The 22391-nt window shown below is 38.2% G+C and carries 20 protein-coding genes and 1 pseudogene; 8 read left to right on the top strand and 13 right to left on the bottom strand.

Features of this window, described 5'->3' with window-relative positions; genetic code table 11:
- The first annotated feature begins 144 nt into the window (after positions 1 to 144).
- A complete protein-coding gene (locus tag SCALIN_RS13655; protein WP_096895024.1) occupies positions 145 to 828 on the top strand; it encodes a hypothetical protein in 684 nt (227 codons plus the stop codon).
- Positions 829 to 877: 49 nt separating this feature from the next.
- Here SCALIN_RS13655 and SCALIN_RS13660 read toward each other — a convergent pair whose 3' ends face one another.
- The 5 genes from SCALIN_RS13660 to SCALIN_RS13680 form a co-directional block, all read right to left on the bottom strand.
- Positions 878 to 3946 (bottom strand): efflux RND transporter permease subunit, encoded by a 3069-nt coding sequence (locus SCALIN_RS13660; protein WP_096895025.1) that lies wholly within the window; start codon positions 3944 to 3946, stop codon positions 878 to 880.
- The gene (locus SCALIN_RS13665) at positions 3943 to 5139 is read right to left on the bottom strand and encodes an efflux RND transporter periplasmic adaptor subunit (RefSeq protein ID WP_096895026.1); all 1197 of its coding nucleotides are present in this window, start codon (positions 5137 to 5139) and stop codon (positions 3943 to 3945) included. Before SCALIN_RS13665 ends, SCALIN_RS13660 begins: the two co-directional genes overlap by 4 nt.
- Before the next feature lie 127 nt (positions 5140 to 5266).
- On the bottom strand, positions 5267 to 6571 hold the full coding sequence (locus tag SCALIN_RS13670; RefSeq protein WP_096895027.1) for a TolC family protein: 1305 nt from the start codon (positions 6569 to 6571) through the stop codon (positions 5267 to 5269).
- Between the two features lie 196 nt (positions 6572 to 6767).
- Positions 6768 to 7127, bottom strand: a complete 360-nt coding sequence (locus SCALIN_RS13675) for a hypothetical protein (RefSeq protein WP_096895028.1) — start codon at positions 7125 to 7127, stop codon at positions 6768 to 6770.
- Positions 7128 to 7271: 144 nt separating this feature from the next.
- Entirely contained in the window at positions 7272 to 7994 is a 723-nt protein-coding gene (locus SCALIN_RS13680; RefSeq protein WP_096895029.1) for a tyrosine-protein phosphatase, read from the bottom strand.
- Positions 7995 to 8222: 228 nt separating this feature from the next.
- Here SCALIN_RS13680 and SCALIN_RS22285 point away from each other — a divergent pair, with 228 nt between their 5' ends.
- The 6 genes and pseudogenes from SCALIN_RS22285 to SCALIN_RS24085 all read left to right on the top strand — a co-directional run.
- A complete protein-coding gene (locus SCALIN_RS22285) occupies positions 8223 to 8378 on the top strand; it encodes a helix-turn-helix domain-containing protein (RefSeq protein ID WP_162532320.1) in 156 nt (51 codons plus the stop codon).
- 926 nt (positions 8379 to 9304) lie between these two features.
- Positions 9305 to 9472 carry a hypothetical protein gene (locus SCALIN_RS22290; RefSeq protein WP_162532321.1) on the top strand — a complete coding sequence of 56 codons (168 nt, stop codon included), beginning with the start codon at positions 9305 to 9307 and terminating at the stop codon, positions 9470 to 9472.
- A gap of 57 nt (positions 9473 to 9529) precedes the next feature.
- On the top strand, positions 9530 to 11242 hold the full coding sequence (locus SCALIN_RS13685) for a 2-oxoacid:acceptor oxidoreductase subunit alpha (RefSeq protein WP_096895030.1): 1713 nt from the start codon (positions 9530 to 9532) through the stop codon (positions 11240 to 11242).
- The gene (locus tag SCALIN_RS13690; protein WP_096895031.1) at positions 11239 to 12093 is read left to right on the top strand and encodes a 2-oxoacid:ferredoxin oxidoreductase subunit beta; all 855 of its coding nucleotides are present in this window, start codon (positions 11239 to 11241) and stop codon (positions 12091 to 12093) included. The genes SCALIN_RS13685 and SCALIN_RS13690 overlap by 4 nt, the downstream gene beginning before the upstream one ends.
- Before the next feature lie 34 nt (positions 12094 to 12127).
- A complete protein-coding gene (locus SCALIN_RS13695) occupies positions 12128 to 12481 on the top strand; it encodes a hypothetical protein (RefSeq protein WP_133111916.1) in 354 nt (117 codons plus the stop codon).
- Positions 12482 to 12727: 246 nt separating this feature from the next.
- Positions 12728 to 12967, top strand: a pseudogene (locus SCALIN_RS24085) (HigA family addiction module antitoxin); the annotation flags it as partial.
- A gap of 6 nt (positions 12968 to 12973) precedes the next feature.
- Here the strand turns inward: SCALIN_RS24085 and SCALIN_RS13705 are convergent.
- Positions 12974 to 14200, bottom strand: coding sequence for a glycosyl hydrolase 53 family protein (locus SCALIN_RS13705; RefSeq protein WP_096895033.1), 1227 nt, complete (start codon positions 14198 to 14200; stop codon positions 12974 to 12976).
- Positions 14201 to 14732: 532 nt separating this feature from the next.
- Here SCALIN_RS13705 and SCALIN_RS22820 point away from each other — a divergent pair.
- Positions 14733 to 15173, top strand: a complete 441-nt coding sequence (locus tag SCALIN_RS22820; RefSeq protein WP_203415502.1) for a hypothetical protein — start codon at positions 14733 to 14735, stop codon at positions 15171 to 15173.
- A 195-nt stretch (positions 15174 to 15368) separates the two neighbouring features.
- On the opposite strand, the gene SCALIN_RS13715 is transcribed toward SCALIN_RS22820, so the two are convergent.
- From SCALIN_RS13715 to SCALIN_RS13745, 7 genes are all read right to left on the bottom strand, one after another.
- Positions 15369 to 15701 carry a 4Fe-4S dicluster domain-containing protein gene (locus tag SCALIN_RS13715; RefSeq protein WP_096895034.1) on the bottom strand — a complete coding sequence of 111 codons (333 nt, stop codon included), beginning with the start codon at positions 15699 to 15701 and terminating at the stop codon, positions 15369 to 15371.
- Between the two features lie 6 nt (positions 15702 to 15707).
- A complete protein-coding gene (locus tag SCALIN_RS13720) occupies positions 15708 to 17408 on the bottom strand; it encodes an adenylyl-sulfate reductase subunit alpha (RefSeq protein WP_096895035.1) in 1701 nt (566 codons plus the stop codon).
- Between the two features lie 9 nt (positions 17409 to 17417).
- Positions 17418 to 17882, bottom strand: a complete 465-nt coding sequence (locus SCALIN_RS13725) for a universal stress protein (RefSeq protein WP_096895036.1) — start codon at positions 17880 to 17882, stop codon at positions 17418 to 17420.
- 60 nt (positions 17883 to 17942) lie between these two features.
- On the bottom strand, positions 17943 to 19343 hold the full coding sequence (locus SCALIN_RS13730; protein WP_096895037.1) for an SLC13 family permease: 1401 nt from the start codon (positions 19341 to 19343) through the stop codon (positions 17943 to 17945).
- A gap of 65 nt (positions 19344 to 19408) precedes the next feature.
- Positions 19409 to 19861 carry an RrF2 family transcriptional regulator gene (locus tag SCALIN_RS13735; RefSeq protein WP_096895038.1) on the bottom strand — a complete coding sequence of 151 codons (453 nt, stop codon included), beginning with the start codon at positions 19859 to 19861 and terminating at the stop codon, positions 19409 to 19411.
- 200 nt (positions 19862 to 20061) lie between these two features.
- The gene (locus SCALIN_RS13740) at positions 20062 to 21030 is read right to left on the bottom strand and encodes a CNNM domain-containing protein (RefSeq protein WP_096895039.1); all 969 of its coding nucleotides are present in this window, start codon (positions 21028 to 21030) and stop codon (positions 20062 to 20064) included.
- Positions 21023 to 22330 carry a hemolysin family protein gene (locus SCALIN_RS13745; RefSeq protein WP_133111917.1) on the bottom strand — a complete coding sequence of 436 codons (1308 nt, stop codon included), beginning with the start codon at positions 22328 to 22330 and terminating at the stop codon, positions 21023 to 21025. Before SCALIN_RS13745 ends, SCALIN_RS13740 begins: the two co-directional genes overlap by 8 nt.
- Positions 22331 to 22391: the final 61 nt, after the last annotated feature.

Consider the following 22391-nt stretch of genomic DNA (forward strand, 5'->3'; position numbering starts at 1 on the left):
AAGCGAACTACCCGCCAAAAGACCTGTCGGACAGGCCGTTCGCCAGCTCAACGACGTTCTGGCGGAGAGAACGGGAAGTGCCTAAAGTAGAAAAGATTCCTGATAAAAGAAGATTTTATGGCTTAACAGTTTAATAAGATTAAAATGAAAACTACACATCCATTAATTAAGGAATTACAAAGAAAGATAGAGAAGACCTACGCACTGGATACGGGTATTACCAATATTGAACAATATATTATTGGTGATAGAGGTTATAAAGAGTTCTATGCAAAGGAGAAAATAAGGACGGTTGTTAATAGTCATTCAGGTGCAAAAGTTTTGATAAGGAACGACGGAGTTACGCTTAAAGTCAGCATTTATTACCCGGACGCGTTAATCAGAGAGTTGGAAAATAATGACCCGAGGCTTGGCATACACGATGAAAATGTCGATTTGTGTGCAAGCTTTATTGAAGAGCTGGACCACTTCCTGTTTATAGCCCGGAATTACAGATTGAATCGCCCTTTCAGCCTTCTGGAACTGGAGTTACAAGCAAATGTAACGAAATACCTGGTACTAAAATACTTTGTAGCACTGCAGAACAGATCATTGAAGCTGAGTAAATTTGACAAAGAGTATATAAGGTATCATCTCTTTTACAAACGTAAATTCGATATTGAAAACAGATCAGAAAGGCAAAGATATGAGGATGCCGGAAAATTCGGTATGCAGTACACAAAATACATAGATCTTCTCCCACAAGAAGATCGTCTGCGTGACCTGAGACAATTCAGCAGGATGACCTGCCCGTCAAAGATTAGACATATCCAATCAACAAGAAATTAGCCATATTTACTTCTCCTTGAAATATGTTGTCAGATGTTCTCTTTTTAAGCTATACTCCCTTTTTCTCAAACCAACCGTAAAGCGTTGGAAGTACAATCAGGGTAAGAAACGTTGATGATATCAAACCTCCAACTACAACAGTTGCCAACGGTTTTTGAATCTCCGAGCCGGTCCCATGGCTGAGCAGTATCGGGATTAACCCTAATGCCGTGGTTAATGCAGTCATGAGTACCGGGCGAAGCCTGTTTTCAGCACCTTTCAGGATTGCTTCATGCAGACCAAGTCCCTCCTGCCTGAGTTGGTTAAGGTACTGTATCATTATTATTCCATTCTCCACTGCTATTCCAAATAGTGCAATAAAGCCTACTGAAGCGGGGACACTGAGATTCTCTCCCGCTATCCACATGGCCGGGAATCCTCCTATTATGGCAAATGGTATGTTCATGATTATTAATGTAGAATTTCTCAGAGAATTAAAACTGCTGAACAGCAGAAGGAAAATAATAAGTATTGTTAAAGGTACTATTATCGCAAGTCTCTTATTGGCACGTTGTTGAAGTTCGAATTGCCCTCCCCAGACAATATAATAGCCAGAAGGTAAATCTACGTTTCTTTCAATCTTTTCCTTTGCCTCAGAAACAAACCCTCCAATGTCTCTACCCAAAAGATTACACTCAACCGCAACCCTTCGCTGGCTATGTTCTCTGCTTATCTGGGCAGGACCTTCCTCTATCGTAATGCTGGCCAGTTGGCCCAGGGGGACACGCTCGCCGGCAGGCGCATTGATAAGAATGTTCTTTACACTGTTAATATTATTCCTGCTTTCATGAGGATACCTGACTATTAAATCGAAGCGTTTTTGCCCTTCTAATACCTGAGTGGCAACTTTTCCGCCTATTGCGGTTTCAATAACATACTGAACGTCATAGATGTTAATTCCATATCGGGAGATTGATTCCCGGTCAATCTCTATTTGCAGTACGGGCAGACCCGCCACCTGTTCCACCTTAGGTTCTACAACACCATCCATCACGGAGATAACCCCCTTAATCTCTTCTGCCTTTTCCTTCAAGATTGACATATCTTCACCAAAGACCTTTATTGCGATGTCCGACCTTACACCTGAAATAAGTTCACTTACTCTTAACTCGATTGGCTGTGAAAATCCGTACGCAATACCGGGGATCAGATTCAATTCTTCATTCATTTTTTCTATTAATTCATCCTTGTTTTTTACGTTCCACTCTCTTCTCGGCTTCAATATTACATAAATATCGCTTATTTCCTGTCCCATCGGGTCAGTTGCAATTTCAGCCCTGCCTGTCTTGGATACAACTGTTTCAACCTCCGGAAACTTCATGATGGTTTTTTCTATTGCCTCACATGTTCCTATTGAATTTGTTAAAGATATACTTGGTAGCCTGATGGCCTGAACAGCTATCGCTCCTTCATCTAATTGAGGCATAAACTCAGAGCCCAATCTGGACATAATTCCAAAACTTATGGCGAGAAGAGCAACTGCTGTAATTACGGTAATTCGATTATGGTGTAGTGCTTTTTTGAGTAATGAGAGATACGGTTTTTTCACCAGACGGAGGATAACGTTTTCATTTTCCTGCGTCTTAACTTTTAACATTAAACTGCATAAAGCTGGTGCAAGTGTCAGGGACAAAATCAGAGAACCCAGCATCGCAAAACTTATGGTGAAGGCAAGCGGCTTAAACATCTTGCCTTCTATGCCCTGGAGTGTAAAAAGGGGAAGAAATACAACAATTATGATCAAAATGGCAAAGACAATAGGTCGAGCAACCTCTTTGGCGGATATCAAGGTAATTTTTACAATACTTTTGTCTCTATTGCTGTCTTCATATAAATGCCGGTAAATATTTTCCACCATTACGATAGAGCTATCCGCCATCATACCAATACCAATGGCCAGACCTCCAAGCGACATCAAATTAGCCGACATTCCCTGTACCTTCATTAAGACAAACGCTATTAAGGCCGCGAGCGGTATGTTAATGGCCACAATAAAAGCGCTTCTCAGATTTCCAAGAAATCCAAACAGGACTATAAACACCAGGCCACCTCCGATTATTAGAGCATTTGTTACAGTCTTTATACATTTATTTATGAGTTCCGATCTGTCGTAAAAAGGTTTTATCGTTACGCCTTTCGGTAATGACCGTTTTATTTCTTCAATCTTTTTTTTTACACGATTTACAACCTCTCTGGAATTTGCTCCTATAAGCGACATGACGATGCCGGTAACAACCTCCCCTTTCCCGTCCTTTGTTACAGCGCCATATCTCACTTCAGGGCCAATCAAGACTTTTGCAACATCTTTGATATGGACCGGTGTTCCATCACGTGCTTTGAGTATAATATTTTCCACATCTTTTGTTGAAGAGATAAGACCTATTCCTCGGACTATGTATTGTTCCGAAGCATGCTCTATATAAGCACCTCCTACATTCGCATTATTTTCTTCCAATGATGTAAAGATATCCTTTAACGATAAATCGTGGGCAACAAGCCTGTCCGGATCAACTATTACTTGATACTGTTTTGTAAAGCCGCCAAAGCTATTTACTTCAGTTACACCTGGAATGGTCAGTAACTGATACCTGACAATCCAGTCTTGAATAGTCCTGAGTTCCAGTAGAGTATGGCCATCTCCTTCAACTGTGTATTGGTATATTTCACCCAGCCCTGAACTGATAGGGCCCATAACAGGAGTACCGATGCCTTTTGGTATCTGCGCTTTTGCCACCTGTAAACGTTCCATTACCAGTCTACGTGCAAAGTAAATATCCACCTGGTCTTTAAATACTACAGTGACTTGAGACAATGCGGTTTTGGACAGTGACCTTATCTTATCGATATCAGGCAAACCCATCATGGAGGCTTCAATGGGAAATGTAATCAATTTTTCCACCTCAACAGCACCCATGCCGGGAGCATCCGTATTAATCTGTACCTGAATGTTCGTAACATCCGGCACCGCGTCGACAGGAAGGTGCATTGTCATATAAACACCTGTTCCAATTAATAGAATAGTAAGTGTTATTACCAGAAACCGGAACTTCACAGAAAAATCAACAATTCTTTCAATCAATGCGCGTGTCCTTCCCCGAGGGTATCCTGCAGTAGTTCTGACTTCAGATAAAATGAGCCTTCGGTAACCACTTTTTCTCCTTCTTTTAACCCGTGTAATACCTCAATGTCCGATCCGAATTCTTTTCCCGTTTTTACGGTATAACTTTCAAACACACCATATCTTTTTTCAACAAAAACAACATTCTTGCCTTCCAGCCTCTGTAATGCGGATAGTGGAACTGTTAATATCTTCTCCGGTTTACCCGTTACAATCTTTGCTGTAGCAAACATACCGGGTTTGAGCATCCTTTTACTATTATCTATTTCAACCCTTACCTTAACGGTCCTCGTCGCTTCTTCCACCACATGGTTTATAAAAGAAATTTTTCCCATAAATTTATCATCAGGGAAGGCAGGAACATATACTTCAACTTTCTGGTCTAATTCTATTGTTGAGAGATCTTTCTCATATATATCCAGGATAATCCAGAGAACATCCAGATTTGCAATGGTAAAAAGTGTTTTTTCCGGTCCTGTCATTTGGCCCAGTGTAATATGTTTCTCAATTACGGTTCCGTTATAAGGAGACAAAAGCGGAAAATGCTCGAAGGAGTGTAATTGAGAAGTAGTCTTGTGGATGTCATCTTCGGAGAGGCCCAGGAGGTGTAGCTTGTTTTCTGCTGCCTCAAATTCCGCCTTTGCCAGGAAGTACTCTCCTTTAGCATTAAACATCTCTTTTTCAGATGATATTTTTTTTTCCCATAACCCTTTTTCCCTCTCGTAATCTGCCATTGTAATATCCATCTTTGTCTTTGCCCTGAGATAAACCGACCTTGCCTCACCAAGTTCAATGCTATCGAAGAGTGCCAGTTTCTGCCCCTCTACAACCTCATCCCCGAAATCCGCAAAGATTTCATCAACTTTCCCTTTTACTCTCGGGCTGATATGAAATAGTTTGTTAGCATTAAACTGAATCTCTGCGGTAGCATTTACACGTTGATAAACAACCTTCTTTTTGACCACCTGTGTCTTAAGTCCTATGAGATTAATGCGCTCTTTATCAATCTCAATGGATTCTTCATGATCACCATGATCACCATGTTTGCCGTGTCCCACATGTTCCTCAGTGTCTGTTAAAGCCGTTCCTGGTTTTTTGCATGAGACCTGAAAAAAAATCAGCAATATAACAATCAAAATTCTCAATAATCGCATGTTCACCTAAATCCTTCCTTAGCTAAAAAAAACCTGGAAATCCAAAGTTTACCACTCTTCGACTCTGCTCAGTATGATATCATTCAAAGCGCCTGCCTGGATGAATACAGACGGGGAGGCAAATAATTTAATCTAAAGCCTTCATCTGTACTCCGGAAGCAGCTTCAAGGTTTATGATAGCTTTATTGTAACTTAATAACGCTTGGAAAAATGTGGTTTGAGTCTCGATGAGATCACTTTGCACGGTAAGGAAACCGACAAAATTTATCTTACCCTCTTTGTATGAAATCTCATTAAGCTTAAGATTTTCATTTACCTGCGGCATAATATCTTCTGTGTAGATAGCAATGCCCTGTTTTGCTGCCATGAAAGTACGATACGCGGTCGCCACATCATTTTGTATCTCCAGCCGTTTGTTACTGATATTAATACTTGCCGTGCTCTTTGCAGTCCGTGCCTTTTTAAGTTCAGGCTGTTTTCTGTCCCAAACCGGTATGGAAATAGACACAAATCCACCTACGATATCATCCGTCCTTTCTTCTCTACTAAAAAAACCTGACAGAGTCGGGTTTGGAACAATCTCTGCTTTGCGCAATGTTATCTCTTTTGATGCCCTCTCTTTCTCAATTTCAGCAACTTTCAGGTCAGGCCTTGTTTTATAAGCAGAGACCAGAATATCATCCATACTGATTTTCAATTCTTCATAAGAGAGTTTACCTTGAATATTCAACACTTCATCCCTGGGTTTGCCCAGAATAAGTTTCAAATCAAGAAGGCTGTTCTGATAGTTGTTATCTGCGATCAGATGTTGTTGTCTTGCTACTCCATATCTTATTTTCATCGAGTTGAGTTCCAGGGCTGATATTGCTCCCGCTTTGTAACGTTCTTCGGATGCGCTATGAATTCTTTCAAATATGTTTTCGGCATATTCGCGAAGTTTAACAATTTCCAGAAAAGTCAAAACCTCATAGAAATTAGCCTTGACCTTCGCAATAACATCTCTTTCCATGTCAGAAATTTCAAACTTTACTCTTTCAATCAATTTATTGGATACGTTTATTCGTTTTCTTCTCTGGCCAAAAACCTGAAATTCCTGAGATAATCTAACCATATAATCAGTAGTCCTTGCTCCATCTGGACCATCTCTCTCCCCAACCTTACTAATTACTTTAGGGTTTGAAGGTAAAAGGAAAGATGCCTTAATACGATCTGCCTCCGCGATTCCCAACCTGTTTCTTGCGGCTACAAGCTGTAAATTATTTGCATACGCTATTTCAATACAATCTTTGAGGCTGACAGTTTGAACCTTTGCCTCTTTCCACCCGGTCGGATCAGATATTTCCGCCATAGAAGTGTTAGAAATCAAAAAGAATATAGATACTATTAATGTGACAACAGTCACATATTTAATGTGATGTACAGGATTGATCATTTATTACCTCTTAGTAAATTTTTTACAAATCCGGTGTATATCGGCAGCTGCAGGGGCACGTTGCAACGTGCCATGATCCATGGTGTCACAATATTTTCCGGATACAATGTCTTTTAGTATGGTGTATAAGGGTACGAAGCCTCGTGCCCTTACCGTTAACAGATGCACTAAAATACGTAAAATAAGAATGAAAGGACTAAAGAGTTGATTGCGGAGGACGAAAGAGGGTTTTTGCAAAGAGTTCCTTGTAAAGAATGTCTTTATCCATAAAAAAAACCTGAGGAGTGTTGTCGAAATGAAAATTAACACTGCTTAATTGATTTATAAAAAAATGTGAAATGGCACAACAAACAGCACAGTGGTGGAAAGGTTTATCGGGAAGAACAGGACAGTTATGTTCATCACAAGAATTTGTTCTTTGAGAAGAAGCAAACTCTATTTCTACTTTACCGTAAATATCTTTCTGAGAAAAAACAACCTCCGGAAAGATTGAAAAAAACAAAACAAATACCAAAGAGACCTTTAATAGATAAATATACCTTAAGTTGATTTTCATAAATATTTCATAAAATATTTTTTCGATTTGCCAGTATTACCTATATCCTGAAAACAATTACTTACATAACATAAAGTGAATATAGCTAAAAGATTTGTATTTTGTCAATAAAAACTCTCAGGAAAAATCAGGAACCATAGAGAGCTAATTTATATCAATACCATTTATTATCTGCTGCGGATTGTGGTAGACAAGTTTTCTCGCCTCTATTTCACCTACAATGCGGGAAGCACATTTTACTGCTTCAGATAAAATAGGTGGCCTACCCTTTAGCGAATGTGTATCAGAAGCAATAAAATGCACCAATTTATTCTTTAACAGCCATTCGATACATTTTCTTTCTCTGGAGCTTGCCCTTTTTGTCAGCCCATGCGCATTTACCTGAACGCGCGCGCCAATCGCAACCAACTGCTCCAGGAGTTTCGGGTTCTTCTGAAATCCTTTTATTCTCTCTGCATGAGCAAGTATTGGGACAATACCGTTTACCTTGAGATTGAAAATAAATTTATCAGTACCTGGAGGTATGAAGACAAAGGGGAGTTCAAAAAGAATGAATTTTCCGCCATTATTGATAGTAAGCGCATCTTTGTTTTTTATATTTTCTAATAGCCCCTCATGGATATGTATCTCTGCTCCGGGAAGTATTTCAACATCAATCTGATTTTCTTTCAACCTGTGGTTAAGCGTTTCGACTGCTTTCAGTATCTCACGGCTTTTTGCCTCGTACACTCCATCCTTTGTGTGTGGTGTCGCAACGATCGTTTTAATTCCATCTTCCTCTGCGACCTTGCAAAGTGCAATCGATCCCTCAATCGTTTCAGGTCCATCATCTATAGAAGGAAGTATATGTGCATGAATATCAATCATTAAAGAGCCCTTTTCTATCGTTTTTGGTAAAGGCTTGGTTTAGCGTCTGTTATGACGGTATCATATTATAGCATAGTGGGTTATATTTCCAAATCAATTCTGTTGATTCCTATGGAATCCTGCTGGTTTCGGTGGAGTTGACTACGTTTTGACTACAGTGGAATGAGTGCAATAGTAAAGTTGAATTTCAGTTTACATGATTACGCATACTAAAAGAAGGTCAATGTAATGAGCAAGCGAAACAAACTACCTGTTAAGCAGGAAGTCATACATAAACTGGCTATTGTTGAATCTCAAAACAGCATAGCCCGACAAGTCGGAGTTGATCAATCTACTATTTCACGCTTTGCTAACAACGATGAAGGTGACGGCTTTATCACGTGAGATTCTTAAATTTTCAGATTCCTTTAATATTTTAATGTTACCGTCTATTTTATTTGCCATAGGCGCACCTGATCATAACGTTAGTGGCAGCACAAAGCCGCTTTACTTATTGTTTAGCATCAAATATTGCTGATGACTAAACCCAGTGTTTCACCGCTGGTATTCCAGGAAGGCATGCGTGTTGGTGCATCCATATAGGTATGCAAGCTCTTCCAACAAAGTACCAAAGGCTCTTTTTGAGTTGAGGAAGAAACCGTGAGGTGGATACCCTCCTGTTAGCCTCATATCGGGTGAGGGCCAGGATTGTATAATAAGGCTAATTTATGTGAACATCTGTAAGCATCGTCATTGAGAACAAGCCAAAGAGGCTGAAAGGCTTGAACCAAAAGGTAAGTGGGGAGGCTACGATTCTCTAAAGTGGCCATAAGTGAATGCACCTCCACCGGCGTACAGGATGAGTCTAAGTTATCTGCAAGTAACTATAGCACAACGAGGAACACTATCCTGACCCTCTTGCTTAAAACAAGTAAACTGTTATATAGTAATGATTAAGTGCTTAACCATAGGGATGAAACTAACTGCTAATTTACATGCCCTTTAAACATTTTTCTGACTTCCTTTATACACGTTTTTTTGCTACTATGCCGATTGAGCAAGCGGATTAGGCAGGTGGCATTTTAACTAATCGTCCATCTTGCAAAATCCTCAGGGATGCCTTACAAACCCAAAGAACCAAGGCCAAATTCCATTGCAAACAAGACAACAAGTATGATGTCCCTTGAATATTTTATATCAGGAGAGATAATTTGATAAAAGAGCCATGTTAGCAGACGAAGAAAAAAACCATTGCGTTCTGCTGGAAACTATGGTTAGTTTTGTATAACAACCTGATAATTGGCTTGATAATTCTGAGTGATACCATGTAGATGAAGATTGAAGTATATGTTTTACAGACTGTCTGGCATCAGTTCGCCAGCTATCTTTCTCTCGGACATTTTGTTGATGAGATGCTTCGCGTAGTTGAAACAATACCGTTGACGAGCAGCATGAAGAGGCATGCCCATCCTGTTCGCAGAAGTGTGAGTAAGGCATGAAACCAACAGTAGATGATGTGATCTATTATTTTTATCAACATTGACAAGGAAAGATAAATGTCTTTTGATTTTAATATTACCATTGCTGGAAGTGCCGGGCAGGGGCTACAGACTATCGCCAATATTCTTCTTAAAATACTTGCCAGAAACGGCTACCATGTTTTTTCCTCACAGGATTATATGTCAAGAATTCGTGGCGGCCACAACTTCACCAATATCCGTGTGAGTAACAAGCCGATATATTCTACAAACGTTTCATCCCAACTACTTATTGCACTCGATCAACAAAGTGTGGATATACATTACAAATACTTAGCTGATCCTGCGATAATTATTCACGACTCAGATTCCATAAAAGTGAAAAAATCAACAAAGATACAAGACGTTTCGGTTCCCTTGGCAAAATTATCTAAAGAAAGTGGTAATCCTGCGTATGTAAACTCCGCGGCAGTAGGCGCACTGTTTGCGCTATTAAAACTTGATCTAAACGATCTCGTAAGCTTTCTTGAAACTCGTTTTAAAAAGAAATCTATCGAACAAATCAAAGGAAACATAAATGCTGCCACAAAAGGATTTACATATGCTTCAGAAAATTACAAAAATATTAAAACCAGTATTGACAAGGTGAGAAAGAAAAACAGAATGCTGATAAATGGGGCCGAGTCAATATCGATTGGGATGATTGCCGGTGGAATAAGGCTTATCAGTGCGTATCCAATGACCCCTTCCACAGGAATTTTTACTTATATAACAGGCAAGGCCAGGAAATTTGGCATAATATCCGAACAAGCTGAGGATGAAATTGCGGCTTGCAATATAGCGCTTGGTGCCTCAGCTGCGGGTGCACGAGCCGCGGTAACAACCTCAGGAGGTGGCCTTTCTCTGATGTCTGAGGGTATCAGTTTGGCCGGGGCGGCTGAAATCCCTATAGTAATAGCAAATATGCAAAGACCCGGACCCGCAACAGGTCTTCCAACACGCACTGCTCAGGAGGACCTGAACTTCGTCTTGAATATTGGTCATGGAGAATTTCCACGTTTTGTTTTTGCTCCAGGAACTGCTGAAGAAGCCTTTTATACATCAATACATGCATTGAACCTTGCTGAGAAATATCAGGTACCAGTGTTTATACTTGGAGATCAACATCTGATTGACTGCTGTACTACTTTAGACAAGTTAAATCTAAACAAGATTAAGTATAAAAGCTATATGGTAAAAAGTGATAAACTGGAAAAACCTTATCTTAGATACAAAAACAGTAAAAATGGAATATCCCCTTTGGCATATTATGGACAGGACAAGGTAACTTTTATTGTAGATAGCCATTTACATACTGAAGATGGACATATTTCTGAAGATAAGGATGTTGCAAAAAAATTAACTGAAAAACGCTTTAGAAAAATCAAAGGTATGAAAAAAGAGTTTTATGGGCCACAATATTATGGTTTGAAAAATGCTAAATCAATTTTTATTTCCTGGGGGTCCACTTATGGTGCTGTTAGAGAGACAGTAGATTATTTACTTGAGAAGAAAAAAAGCGTAGCAATGATTCACTATAATAAGATATGGCCGTTCCCTGTAGAGGAATCAATCAAACTTATAAAATCCAGGAAAGAAATCTATGTAGTTGAGAACAACTATCAGGCACAATTTAACTGTTTACTTATGAGGGAAACTAATGTAAACACAGCAGAGCCTATCCTGAGGTACGACGGACGTCCTTTCAATGTACAATATATAATCGAAAAGTATGAAAAGAGGCAGAAATGACAAAAGAAAACTATTTTCATTATTCTGGTGAACAAGCATGGTGTCCAGGATGTGGCGATTACAGCATACTTTCGTCGGTAGAAAGTGCACTAGTGAATTTAAAGAAAAAACCACATGAGGTTCTTATAGTATCAGGGATTGGACAGGCGGCAAAACTGCCACATTATATTAATACAAATGGATTTGATGGCTTACATGGCAGGGCATTACCTGCAGCCTTCGGAGCAAAGGTGGCAAACCATAAACTCATGGTACTTGTTACGAGTGGGGATGGGGACATCTATGGGGAAGGTGGCAACCACTTCATACATGCAATACGCAGAAATATAGATATTACTTTAATAGTCCATAATAATCAGGTGTATGGTCTTACCAAGGGACAAGCCTCACCCACTTCTGATCTCGGAATGGTTACCAAAACTCAACCCGATGGTGTAATAACCACTCCTTTTAACCCATTGACGATGGCAATTACTTTAGACGCGGTGTTTGTCGCACGAAGTTTTTCAAAAGAAGTTGAGTTTACTACTAAGTTAATAGAAGAAGGCGTTAAAACTCCAGGATTTTCACTCATTGATGTACTTCAACCGTGCGTTTCATTTAACCATATCAATACATACAAGTGGTACAGCGACAAGGTATACAAGCTTGACAATTCTTATAATCCTACAGACAAGTTAAAAGCATATAAAAAATCAACGGAATGGGGAAACAAAATACCGATAGGTGTTATATATAAGAATCCCAGAAAAACTTATCTGGACAATTTTATAAAACCCAGGGATATTCCCCTAATAAAAAGAAAAACAAATATTAAGAGAGTAGAATCATTAATTAATGATCTCTATTAAACAGATTTTTAATCTTAAACAGAAGGAGATAAATGTGGCTACTAAGACAAAAAAAGTAACATCTAAAAAAATTTACACCTGTAAAACATGCGGAAAGATCACTTCAAAGAAAGGCCATCTATGTACTCCCGTTTCACAGGAAAAAACGGTTTATTGTGATTTTTGCGGCGAAGTAGAAACAGACTTAAGACATGTCTGTTCTCCCAAAGTCCTCAAACTAAAATACTATTGTGATAATTGCGGCAGGGTTTCAACAAGCAGGAACAATGTCTGTGTGCCTAAATCGATACCACAGACAAAGGCTAAAACCAAGGTAAAGACGAAGACAAAAGCAGCCACAAAAACAATAACTGCCGGCAAGAAAACTACAGCAAAAAAGAAGAAATAAAAGACATAACATTATAATACGCAGAACCTGATTTTTTACAGTAACTGCGAGATAATTCTTGCCGTAATTTCACCACTATAGCCAGTAACGTATACAGGCACACATGGGCAGGAAGTTAATAACCTTTACAAAAGGATGTAAAGAAACAGAGAAACATTCAATCGCCAAATATCACTCAAACTTCAGTGGGATATACAAAAAACAACCCGAAGAAAACTTGAAATACTTGAAGGTGCTGAAATTCTGATGGAAGAATTTCTCAAACCCATGAGTATTGGTCAATACAGGTTGGCTAAAGATATTAATGTACCAGCACGCAGAATCAATGAGATTGTTCAGGGAAAACGTTCTATAGCTCCAGATACAGCTTAAAGACTATCAATGTTTTTTGGCCTCTCAGAAAGGTTTTGGATAAATCTTCAGGCAAGATACGACCTTGAAGTAGAAAAAGATAAATTAAAAAATCGACTTGATAAAGATGTTTATGTTCTATTACGGAATAGATCCTTTTATCAAGGAATTTACTGCAGGTCTAACACTGCCATCAGGATTAAAAAGTGCCATATTTTTCCAAACGATATTATTCAACATTGGTCCCCAGTAAAATGCACCTGCAACTTCCGGAGCAGCTTTTGCCCAGTCTAATAAGTCATTAACAAATAATTCCTGATTATTAAGATTGAAGGAATAACCATTGGCCGGAACATTAAAAAAAGGCCCCGGAGGTTCATAAACATGAAGCCAGGGAGAATCAGCAGGAAATGGGGCCATTGCATATGACCACTCTGAAATAATAAAAGGTTTTCCGTGATTGGCATATAACATTTCAACTCTATTTTTAAATTTACTAAAAGATTCCGAACCAAACTGAAGTGGATAAAAAGAAGTAGAGATATAGTCAACAGGAACATTAAATACATCAATCATGTAGTAAAAAAAAGTTGAAGCATCTAATGGAAGTGTTGTCATATCAAACAATTTTTCACCTTCAACAGTATCATCTGGATCGTCAATAGATAAGATATAATTTTCGTATGGAGCATCAGGAGCATGTAATAAAAATTTTGAATTACTACCCATTTCTTTCCTTATTACACTATAAGACTCTTTTAAGATTCTAGACATTCTTTTGAATTTACGAATATTAATACTCATATCATCATTTATATTTTTTTCACCTGCAAGGCAATACATTACTTCATTTCCAACGGCATACATATCAAAAGAAAGTGAATTCGCTTTAAAGGTTAGCATAAGACCACTTACATATTTCTTTATGGCTCTTAATTTTTCATTGAAAGTCGGTTTATCGAAAATAGAGGGAATGGGTTTTTCACAGCAAATATTATCAGAAAATTTTTCAGAAAGAAAAACTACCAATAATGTATGCATACCAGCCAGTTTCGCAGCCTTCGCATTATCAATAGCATTTTGAAGGTTGCCTGAACTTTCATCTCCCACCCATACCCGGATGCGAGCAGCATTGACACCTTTTGATGCAAAATATTTATAGGGAAGATCATCAGGTTGAATCATGTTATTATTTTGGTCTCTAAATATAAGACTTGAGTCTGCACTATAACGATTGATATAATCATTTTCATCTATACCGTTAAGAAAAGGAAGCGCATTACCGGCAGATATTGAGTTGGTTTGAATGCTACAACACGAAATAAGAAAAATTATCAATAGATTTATCTTTATATAGATCTTTTTCATTTTTTCTCCATTTAATACGAAAAAAATAATATTATGTTTTTAGACTTTAGCTGTCGTTTTCCGTTACATCGTCTAAAATGATAAAGAGCTTGTCTTCGCAAAGATCAAGCCAAAATTATTATGAATGTATTTACCATTTCAGATAATGATATAAGTCGTTAATTTCAAACTATTTAAATGTTCTGCTGTTAAATTAATCGTATTCGAAATGTTTATACCTTTTAATTTAATCAAGAAGCATTTTCCAAAAAAATACTATTGAGTATTATTTTGATACAATATCAATACTGAGCGAGTGTGAAACACTGTAATATCTATTCTATTGAGCCTGATGCATAAACCATGGAAACAGGACAGCAAAATTGAGGTGGTACACTATTTTTGCTTAATAACATAGCTCACTAACCAGAAGTTCAAGGGGTGATTTCTCGTGTTACTTTTTCGTATGACCTGATAAGTTTTGATTTCGGAAATTCGAATGAGGTGGGCTATGGATAGTTATTTGAAAACGGAAAGGTATTTGAGGTAAAAGATGTTAAAACATTTGCTTAAAAAATATGGATTAATCTATGCAACATTGTTCTCCACCGGAATATCGATTTTCGTTTCGGTCATTATTACAGCATCGCTTATGAGTTTGTTCAAAATGCCAAATATGGATTTTTCTATAATTATTGCTATTATTTGCCCATTGGTTATTGCACCACCTGTTTCATACTTTTGGCTTCGATTATTAGGACAGGCTATTATTACTCAGCATAAACTTCAAAAATCAAATCAAAGACTTAAACTGATACTTAAAGAAGTGAAAGAGTTGAGCGGACTGTTACCTATATGTGCTTCATGTAAGAAAATCAGAGACGATAAAGGGTATTGGAATCAGATAGAATCTTATATAAAAAAACACTCGAAAGCAGAATTCAGTCACAGCGTTTGCCCAGAGTGTGTAAAAGAGCTATATCCGGAAATCTAGTAAAAATCAGAAAAAATCGAGGAGAACATATCTGGTATCATTTGCATGAATACACCATTTACGCTATTGCCGAGTGGATGCGAAAAGAAAAATAGTGGGTGAACTCCAGGGGTAACGGAATCTTCGTGTCTTTAGCCTATTCTTTGTAAATTGTCTTAATGAAAACAAATCTCCCCCTGCTTACATGTAATTTCATTACTCTACTCCATTCCCTGTTGTCGCGGGAATTACAAATTCCTCTTTAATAATGTTACCGTCTCTTATCTCCCATATGGTTTCACGCTTTGTACATTTTGCTCTTAATGAAATGTCACTTTCCAGTATTTGAGTTGGCAGTTTCAAGTCTATCGCCTGGATCGGACACGCCTTTACACATGCCCCGCACGTCCAACAGTCTCCCTGGGACCTGATCTCGGCCTTATGCCTATCATTTCTGAACAGTAAATCACCAGGGCAGATCCTTTCGCAAAGAGTTTCTTCGGCCTGGCCGCATCCATTACACACATTTTCATTTATAAATATACTCATTTTATTCTAAATATTACAGAGAGTTTCGTTTAATGCTCTTTTGATAATTTTCACCTTGTCATTTACCGGATCAAAAACGGAATTAACAAATCCCAGCCAGTTGATATCATCCCTTTCAGGATAATCCAAGCGAGTTTGAAAAATCGGCCAACGCGTCTCTTGCCTATAGATAAGATGTTCTATCAATACTTTTGCGACATCAAACTTATCAATCAGTTCCATACACGAAACAACTCCGTGATTATCCTCTGCACGAAGATTACGCAATTTATCCTCTAGTCCCTTAAGTTTATCTCTGGCAATAATCAGCTTAGTTTCTGTCAATTCATAATGCGCAGTTACGCCACCGGCATATTCGTCCATTATCTCATGAAAACTTATTTCCAATTCTTCATGAGATAATTCTTTGCTCCCATTCAAACAACATAAAATTCTCCCTTTCTCATTATTTACTGCATCTTCGTTTATATGCAGTAATTCAACATTTGTGATTTCTTCAATAGCTGTCTTTACTGCTATCTTTGCCTCAACCCAGGCACCGCTTACATATTTCTTGGGAGCGCCTCCAGCAACATCTCCCGCAGCATACAGACCATCTATAGTTGTTCTTCTTTCTATGTCAATCCAATAACCGGCCTGACAATGCCCCCCAATTACAACTGGCTCCATACCACTTATTTCCACAGGTCGTTTACTGGGACCGTATCCATCATTCGCCCATAAAAGGACGATTGCGGGATTCATGTTTAAATAAGACATCTTTAGCTTTTCTTCCGCCTCAACACTTAGGCCTCCGGTGTCCAGGTAGCATGGGCCCTTACCGGCCTTCTCTTCCTGTAAAGTTCCTAATAAGCGATAGATAGAGAGACATTTCTCTCCTCCAAGATGTTTATATCGATCTTCCAGATATTCTTCTCCCAGAGCATTCCTATGCATTATATCTGATCCCTGGGCTATTGTCCCTGTCGGGGCATTTACTCCTTTAACTCTCAAGGGGACAAATCGATTTTCAAAGCTTGTCATCTCCGCACCAATACGAATACCCATCGCATAACCTGTTCCCACGTTCCAGGGACAATACCAGGTCGTGTTACGCGCATCGCCTTTTTTTATTGGCTTGTAAATTCCCGAAGCACCACCGGTAGTTACAATTACCGCCCTGGCATGAACGACATAAAGTTTGCCGTCACGATTGCTAAATCCATATGCACCTTTTACCCGTTCGCCATCAAAAATAAAATTTGTCGCAGCGACCCTGTTTAATACACCCACTTTCGCGCGATAAACGGCTGCCGCAAGAATAGGCTTCAGTCTCTCACCAAAAATTCTTATACTCCTCCTGCCCCTGGTCACATAATCACCATTTTGATCTTTTTCAATTGGAAGACCCAGGTCTTCAACCTGTTTAACCGATTCATTAAGACCCTCCGCAATTGAATAGACCAGGTCTTCTCGAATAACACCGCAAAATTCATCACTTATATACTTAGTAAATTTCTCGGGTGTCTGACCATTATTCAGATAAGCATTTATCGCATTAAGCCCCATTGCAAGACAACCACTCCTTTCAATGTGTGCTTTTTCCATAATAATGCATCTAATATTCGGATCGGTCTTTTTAGCCTCAATTGCCGCCATACACCCGGCGGCGCCTCCTCCGATAATCAAAATATCAGTATCCAGATTTACTGTTGAGATATCTGTCATATGTTTATGTTATTCATCTATAATTTTTATTTCACACGTTACTTTCTCTTTCAGCTCTGCTACTGCAGATCCGAAGAAAAATCTTGATAAATGAGATCTTTTTCTCCTCGTAACTATTATCATGTTCACCTGTTCTTTCTCAGCAACAGATAACGCAACATCAACAAAAGTACCGCTTTTAATAATTGATTTGTAATTAATACCTTTGTTTCGAGCTGCCTCTTCAACCTCTAAAATCTTCTCTTTTCCCAGAACAGAGTATTCATCCAAAACCGCATTATAAAGATTTTTGGTTGTTTTTCCCCCTATCCATCCCTCCTCAGTCAAACTATCAAATATTTTCTGCGGTACCTCATAATCTACAATAAAAAGATTAATCAGTTTAGCGTTTTCTTTGCTCGCAATTTCAACTGCCTCTTCAACGCTCTTATCTGATTTCCTTGTAGTTGACAGTATTAATAATATTTTATCCATAATTCACAAACCTCTGGAATTCTTCTGAAAGGAGGACACCGCTTTCGCATGGTTTCCGTTTCACAACTCGAGGCCCAGGATAGGCCAGTAATAATATGCGAAAATATTGAAAAAAATCCATGAAGCAATTTTGAGTACCAATCCTCCTTTAAACGCATTGCCTGGTGTAATAAAGCCTGATGAATACGCAATGGCAACTGCTGGAGTGCCCATTGGTAGAATAAATGCCAGACCAGATGGAACAGTCACGGCCAATGTAGTAATTACTGGATCTATTGAAAAATCTATCGCTATCCCAATGGTTATTGGCATTAAAAGCGCAACTACCGCCGTATTGCTAATAGCTTCAGTTAAAAAAATTGCAAAAAGGGATATCACCATAATCAAAACAAACGGTGACTTGATTGTCTCTATATTGGATATATCTACCAACCAACCGGTAGCGCCGGTCTTACCCATCGCAGAACCAAGACAGATCGCACCCCCATACATAAGTATCAGTCCCCAATTTACATCTTCTTCTACATCCTTCCATCGCAATAATTTGAAAACAAAGGCAATCACAACAGAAGCTAAAGCAATATTAGCAAGCCCGAATTTTTCTCCAAAACATATCCACGAAAAAATTGTTGCAATCATTAGTATTCCGATAGACCGTTCTTCTTGTTTCATTTTCCCTATGCACGCAGTTCTGTTAACCAATAACATCCGTGCCCTTTTTACATCCTTTATCTCCGCAGGAAAGAGAAAAACTAATAACCAATATGTAATGGCCAGCATTGTTATAACCATTGGCAGTGTTGCAAGCGCCCATTTGACAAAACCTATTGATTCACCTGTTGTATCCCGAAGTATTCCTATGGCTAATGGGGCCCTCGCGCCACCTAAAAATGTAGCCACTCCTCCAATAACACATCCCCACGCCGTACCCAAAAACAGAGACCTGCCATAACTGCTTTCAATCGGCCTTAACTCCAGACTCAAAGCAATGGATGTAATAATAGGAAACATCATTGCTGCAACGGCATGCCCTGACATCCAAAATGAAGAAAACGCGGACAGTACAATAACTCCCAGAAGTAATATTTTAGGCGAATGGCCAAACCATTTCAGAAATATCAGCGCTATTCTATTACTTAAACCTGTCCTGGTAACGGAAGATGCAAGAATAAATGCTCCCAGGATAAAAAAAACAGCCTGATTACCAAACAAAGCATAAGTTTTTTCTGCCGGCAAAATTCCCAGCAATGGAAAAAGAATTATTGCAAGAAGACTTGTTATCATTAATGGTATTACCTGGCTAATCCAGAAAATAACACAGAGTACAAATATCGCCAATGCCTTTTTTCCATTACTTGTAAGCCCTTCCGGATTGGGCATATAGACTATCAAACCAAATAGTAACGTGGCAACCGATAAGATAATAAATCTATAGTTTTTTTTTGTATGAACAGAATCCATTTGTATTCCTGCGAATATATTACTTTGTTTAAAACTTAGTCAAGAATTGTAGAAAAAATTTTTATTTATATATGGTACATTGCTCCCGCTTTTTGTTCTCTTTCCTGAGTAACAAGATCTTTGATTGTTGTATTTTCTATACTTGCCAACATCGCATCATACATCTTTTTCCATAAATCCTTTAATACACATGCGTCTGCAATTGAACAACTTGCAGAAAGGGATGATATTCTTTCATTTACACAATCTATTGGAGCCAGGGAACCTTCAAATAGCTCTATTACTTCTCTGATACATATTTCACCCGGATCTCTGGCAAGGCAATGTCCTCCTTTTGCCCCTCTGACGCTGACGATTATGCCCCCATTTTTCAATGTTAACAGTATTCGTTCAACAAACGACTCCGGTATTGCTCTGACACTTGCTATATTCCTGCTTAAAACAAATCCTTTTCCATATCTTTGTCCTAACTCCAGGAGCGCAAGTATCGCGTATTCTGTTTTGCTGGATAGTTTCATATATGAAGCAATTTAAGTATATATAAATATTAACGTTAAGGGTTTTCCTCACATGCCTGGCAGGGGTTGCTCCTCTATCAGAATAACACTCTTGTATATCATTCTTGACTAAACCTGCAACAAAGTCAAATTGTATTGTTTAAAAAAAATATGTCAAACTAATTCTTTTAGAGTAATTATGGTCTTGAAGAAAAAATTTTTTACCATTCCATTAATTCCCCAACAATCTCTTCAACAAGGTCTTTAATCGTTACTATGCCAATCGGTTTTTTACTTTTATCAACAACTACGGCCATTCGTTGTTTTGTATTCTGCATTCTAACAAGTGCATCGTCAATCAGTGTTTCTGCGCTAATATGTTCAGCGTCTTTCAAAAACTCGTATATCTTTGAGTCTTCTGTGCAGACACTCAGAAAATCAAATAAATTTATTATTCCAATAATATTACTTTTGGGCCCTTTGTAAACAGGTATCCTTGAAAACCTTACGTTTGTTGCCAGAATTTTCATCTGTTCAAAGTTTACGTCAGATGAAACGACAGTTGCTTTACTTAAGGGTATCATAATTTTCCTTACCGGAATGCTTCCCATTTTCATAATATTTCTGGTCATCATATCCTGATAACCAGAAATAACTCCTTCTTTAGCTCCTTCTCTTATAAAAAAGCCTAATCTATATGGTGTAAAGATAGCCGTTCTTTTGCTTACATTCTTTAAAAATAATTGAGGAATTCTGTTTGCCCATTTTAAGATATAGACCAGTGGAGAAAAAATATATGAAAAAAACCTTATACCAGTTGATGCAGGGTAAAGGAATTTATCCGCATTTCTCTGGCAAATATCTTTTGGTAATACTTCCGCGAAAATCAGTATAATAGGAGCTAAAACCAGAGTAGCTACAAGTTCCGGGTTGGCGTGAAAATCTTTTTTAGAAATGATATTGGTAAATATTGCGGATGCCAGATAATTTACAATATTGTTACCAATCAATATTGTACATATTAATGCTTGTGGATCATTTAATAATTTTTTGATTGTTTTAGCACTTCCGATCCCTTTTTCTACGTTATATTGCAACCTGACATGATTGATACAATAAACGGCTATCTCAATTCCGGAAAAATATGCAGAAAATAAAATGAAGATAATTAACAGGTAATATTCAGTCATCTCCGTCCTCGTTCGACTCGTCTTTTATCTTCATTTCTTGTAGTATAGAAGTAATACGCCTCTTTCTAACCCCATCTACGGTAAAGACGAAATCTTCATATTTAACGGTATCTCCTTTTTTGGGAATGTGTTCGAGTAGAGCAATAACAAGTCCGCCAACTGTATCAACACCCATTGGTTCTACTTCTACACCAAAAGTATCGGACCAGTCACGTAAGCTGAGATTACCGGAAATGAGATATCTATTTTCACCAATTTTATTAATTGTTTCTCTTGGTTTTTCGTGTTCGTCCTGTATTTCACCAACAATTTCTTCAATAATATCTTCAAGCGTAATCAGTCCTGCCGTTCCTCCATGTTCATCAACGACAATGGCCATCTGGCTACCTTCACGCCTGAATTGACGCAATAAACCCTCAATACTCTTTGGTTCCGGAACAAACTGAACGGGTTTTATAATATCTCTCAATTTCACTTCTGGGTTAAGGAAAATGTCTTTTGCATGGACGATTCCCAGGATGTTATCCGGCGTTTCTTCATAAACTGGAAATTTAGTCTCTTTTGTCTCCCGAGCAAGCTCGATAAGCCCATTTACCGGATCTGCAATGTCGTATAGATTCATGTCTACCCGTGGAAGCATGATCTCTTTTATCTGAGCCCTTTTAAAATCCAGAATTCCATGTATCATAGAACGCTCTTCCCGATCTACAATACCCTCTTTTTCGCTAAACTCTACAAGCATCTTCAGCTCATCTATTGTAACACATTTTTCACCACCATTACCTTTATCAAAGAATTTACTAATTGAACTAGTAATTGAATTCAAAACAACGCGAAATGGTAAGAAAAATCTGTCAAAAAAATAGATTGGCATTGCTGCCCATTTTGAATACTGATCGGGAATTTTAACTGCTATGTTTTTAGGAATTACTTCTCCCATAATAATTATCGTAAGAAAACTGATAACACATACGGTTCCTGCTACCCAGATACCGCCAATCGGTCTATCAGCAGCTATTTTGTGCGCTATTCCATAGGAAGCACAATAAAAACCAATATTTGCCAACATATTTCCAAGCAAGATTGTTGTCAGTAGGTTCTTTGGTGTTTTAAGAAGTGTGTGTACCAGGCTTTCAGACTTACTATTGCTTTTGCCAAATCTGTTAACTTCTTCTCTGGTTAATGAAAAAAAGGCAGTCTCTGTAGCAGAAAAAAAGGCGGATAAGCAGAGCAGGAACAACATGAATAAGGCTTGTGGTAGGTAATTCAATAATAACGTATATAAATTATCGTCTTCCAAATATGTCACCCGTTATGGGAAATGGATGGCGTTACTTAATAAACAGTACAAAATCAAAAAA

This window comes from Candidatus Scalindua japonica (assembly GCF_002443295.1).
Lineage (GTDB): Bacteria > Planctomycetota > Brocadiia > Brocadiales > Scalinduaceae > Scalindua > Scalindua japonica.

Bases quoted from the DNA above. Each gene is read 5' to 3' on its own strand.
- SCALIN_RS13655 (WP_096895024.1), top strand. From the start codon at position 145: ATGAAAACTACACATCCATTAATTAAGGAATTACAAAGAAAGATAGAG.
- SCALIN_RS13665 (WP_096895026.1), bottom strand. From the start codon at position 5,139: ATGCGATTATTGAGAATTTTGATTGTTATATTGCTGATTTTTTTTCAG.
- SCALIN_RS13670 (WP_096895027.1), bottom strand. From the start codon at position 6,571: ATGATCAATCCTGTACATCACATTAAATATGTGACTGTTGTCACATTA.
- SCALIN_RS13675 (WP_096895028.1), bottom strand. From the start codon at position 7,127: ATGAAAATCAACTTAAGGTATATTTATCTATTAAAGGTCTCTTTGGTA.
- SCALIN_RS13680 (WP_096895029.1), bottom strand. From the start codon at position 7,994: ATGATTGATATTCATGCACATATACTTCCTTCTATAGATGATGGACCT.
- SCALIN_RS22285 (WP_162532320.1), top strand. From the start codon at position 8,223: ATGAGCAAGCGAAACAAACTACCTGTTAAGCAGGAAGTCATACATAAA.
- SCALIN_RS22290 (WP_162532321.1), top strand. From the start codon at position 9,305: ATGAAGATTGAAGTATATGTTTTACAGACTGTCTGGCATCAGTTCGCC.
- SCALIN_RS13685 (WP_096895030.1), top strand. From the start codon at position 9,530: ATGTCTTTTGATTTTAATATTACCATTGCTGGAAGTGCCGGGCAGGGG.
- SCALIN_RS13690 (WP_096895031.1), top strand. From the start codon at position 11,239: ATGACAAAAGAAAACTATTTTCATTATTCTGGTGAACAAGCATGGTGT.
- SCALIN_RS13705 (WP_096895033.1), bottom strand. From the start codon at position 14,200: ATGAAAAAGATCTATATAAAGATAAATCTATTGATAATTTTTCTTATT.
- SCALIN_RS22820 (WP_203415502.1), top strand. From the start codon at position 14,733: ATGTTAAAACATTTGCTTAAAAAATATGGATTAATCTATGCAACATTG.
- SCALIN_RS13715 (WP_096895034.1), bottom strand. From the start codon at position 15,701: ATGAGTATATTTATAAATGAAAATGTGTGTAATGGATGCGGCCAGGCC.
- SCALIN_RS13720 (WP_096895035.1), bottom strand. From the start codon at position 17,408: ATGACAGATATCTCAACAGTAAATCTGGATACTGATATTTTGATTATC.
- SCALIN_RS13725 (WP_096895036.1), bottom strand. From the start codon at position 17,882: ATGGATAAAATATTATTAATACTGTCAACTACAAGGAAATCAGATAAG.
- SCALIN_RS13730 (WP_096895037.1), bottom strand. From the start codon at position 19,343: ATGGATTCTGTTCATACAAAAAAAAACTATAGATTTATTATCTTATCG.
- SCALIN_RS13735 (WP_096895038.1), bottom strand. From the start codon at position 19,861: ATGAAACTATCCAGCAAAACAGAATACGCGATACTTGCGCTCCTGGAG.
- SCALIN_RS13740 (WP_096895039.1), bottom strand. From the start codon at position 21,030: ATGACTGAATATTACCTGTTAATTATCTTCATTTTATTTTCTGCATAT.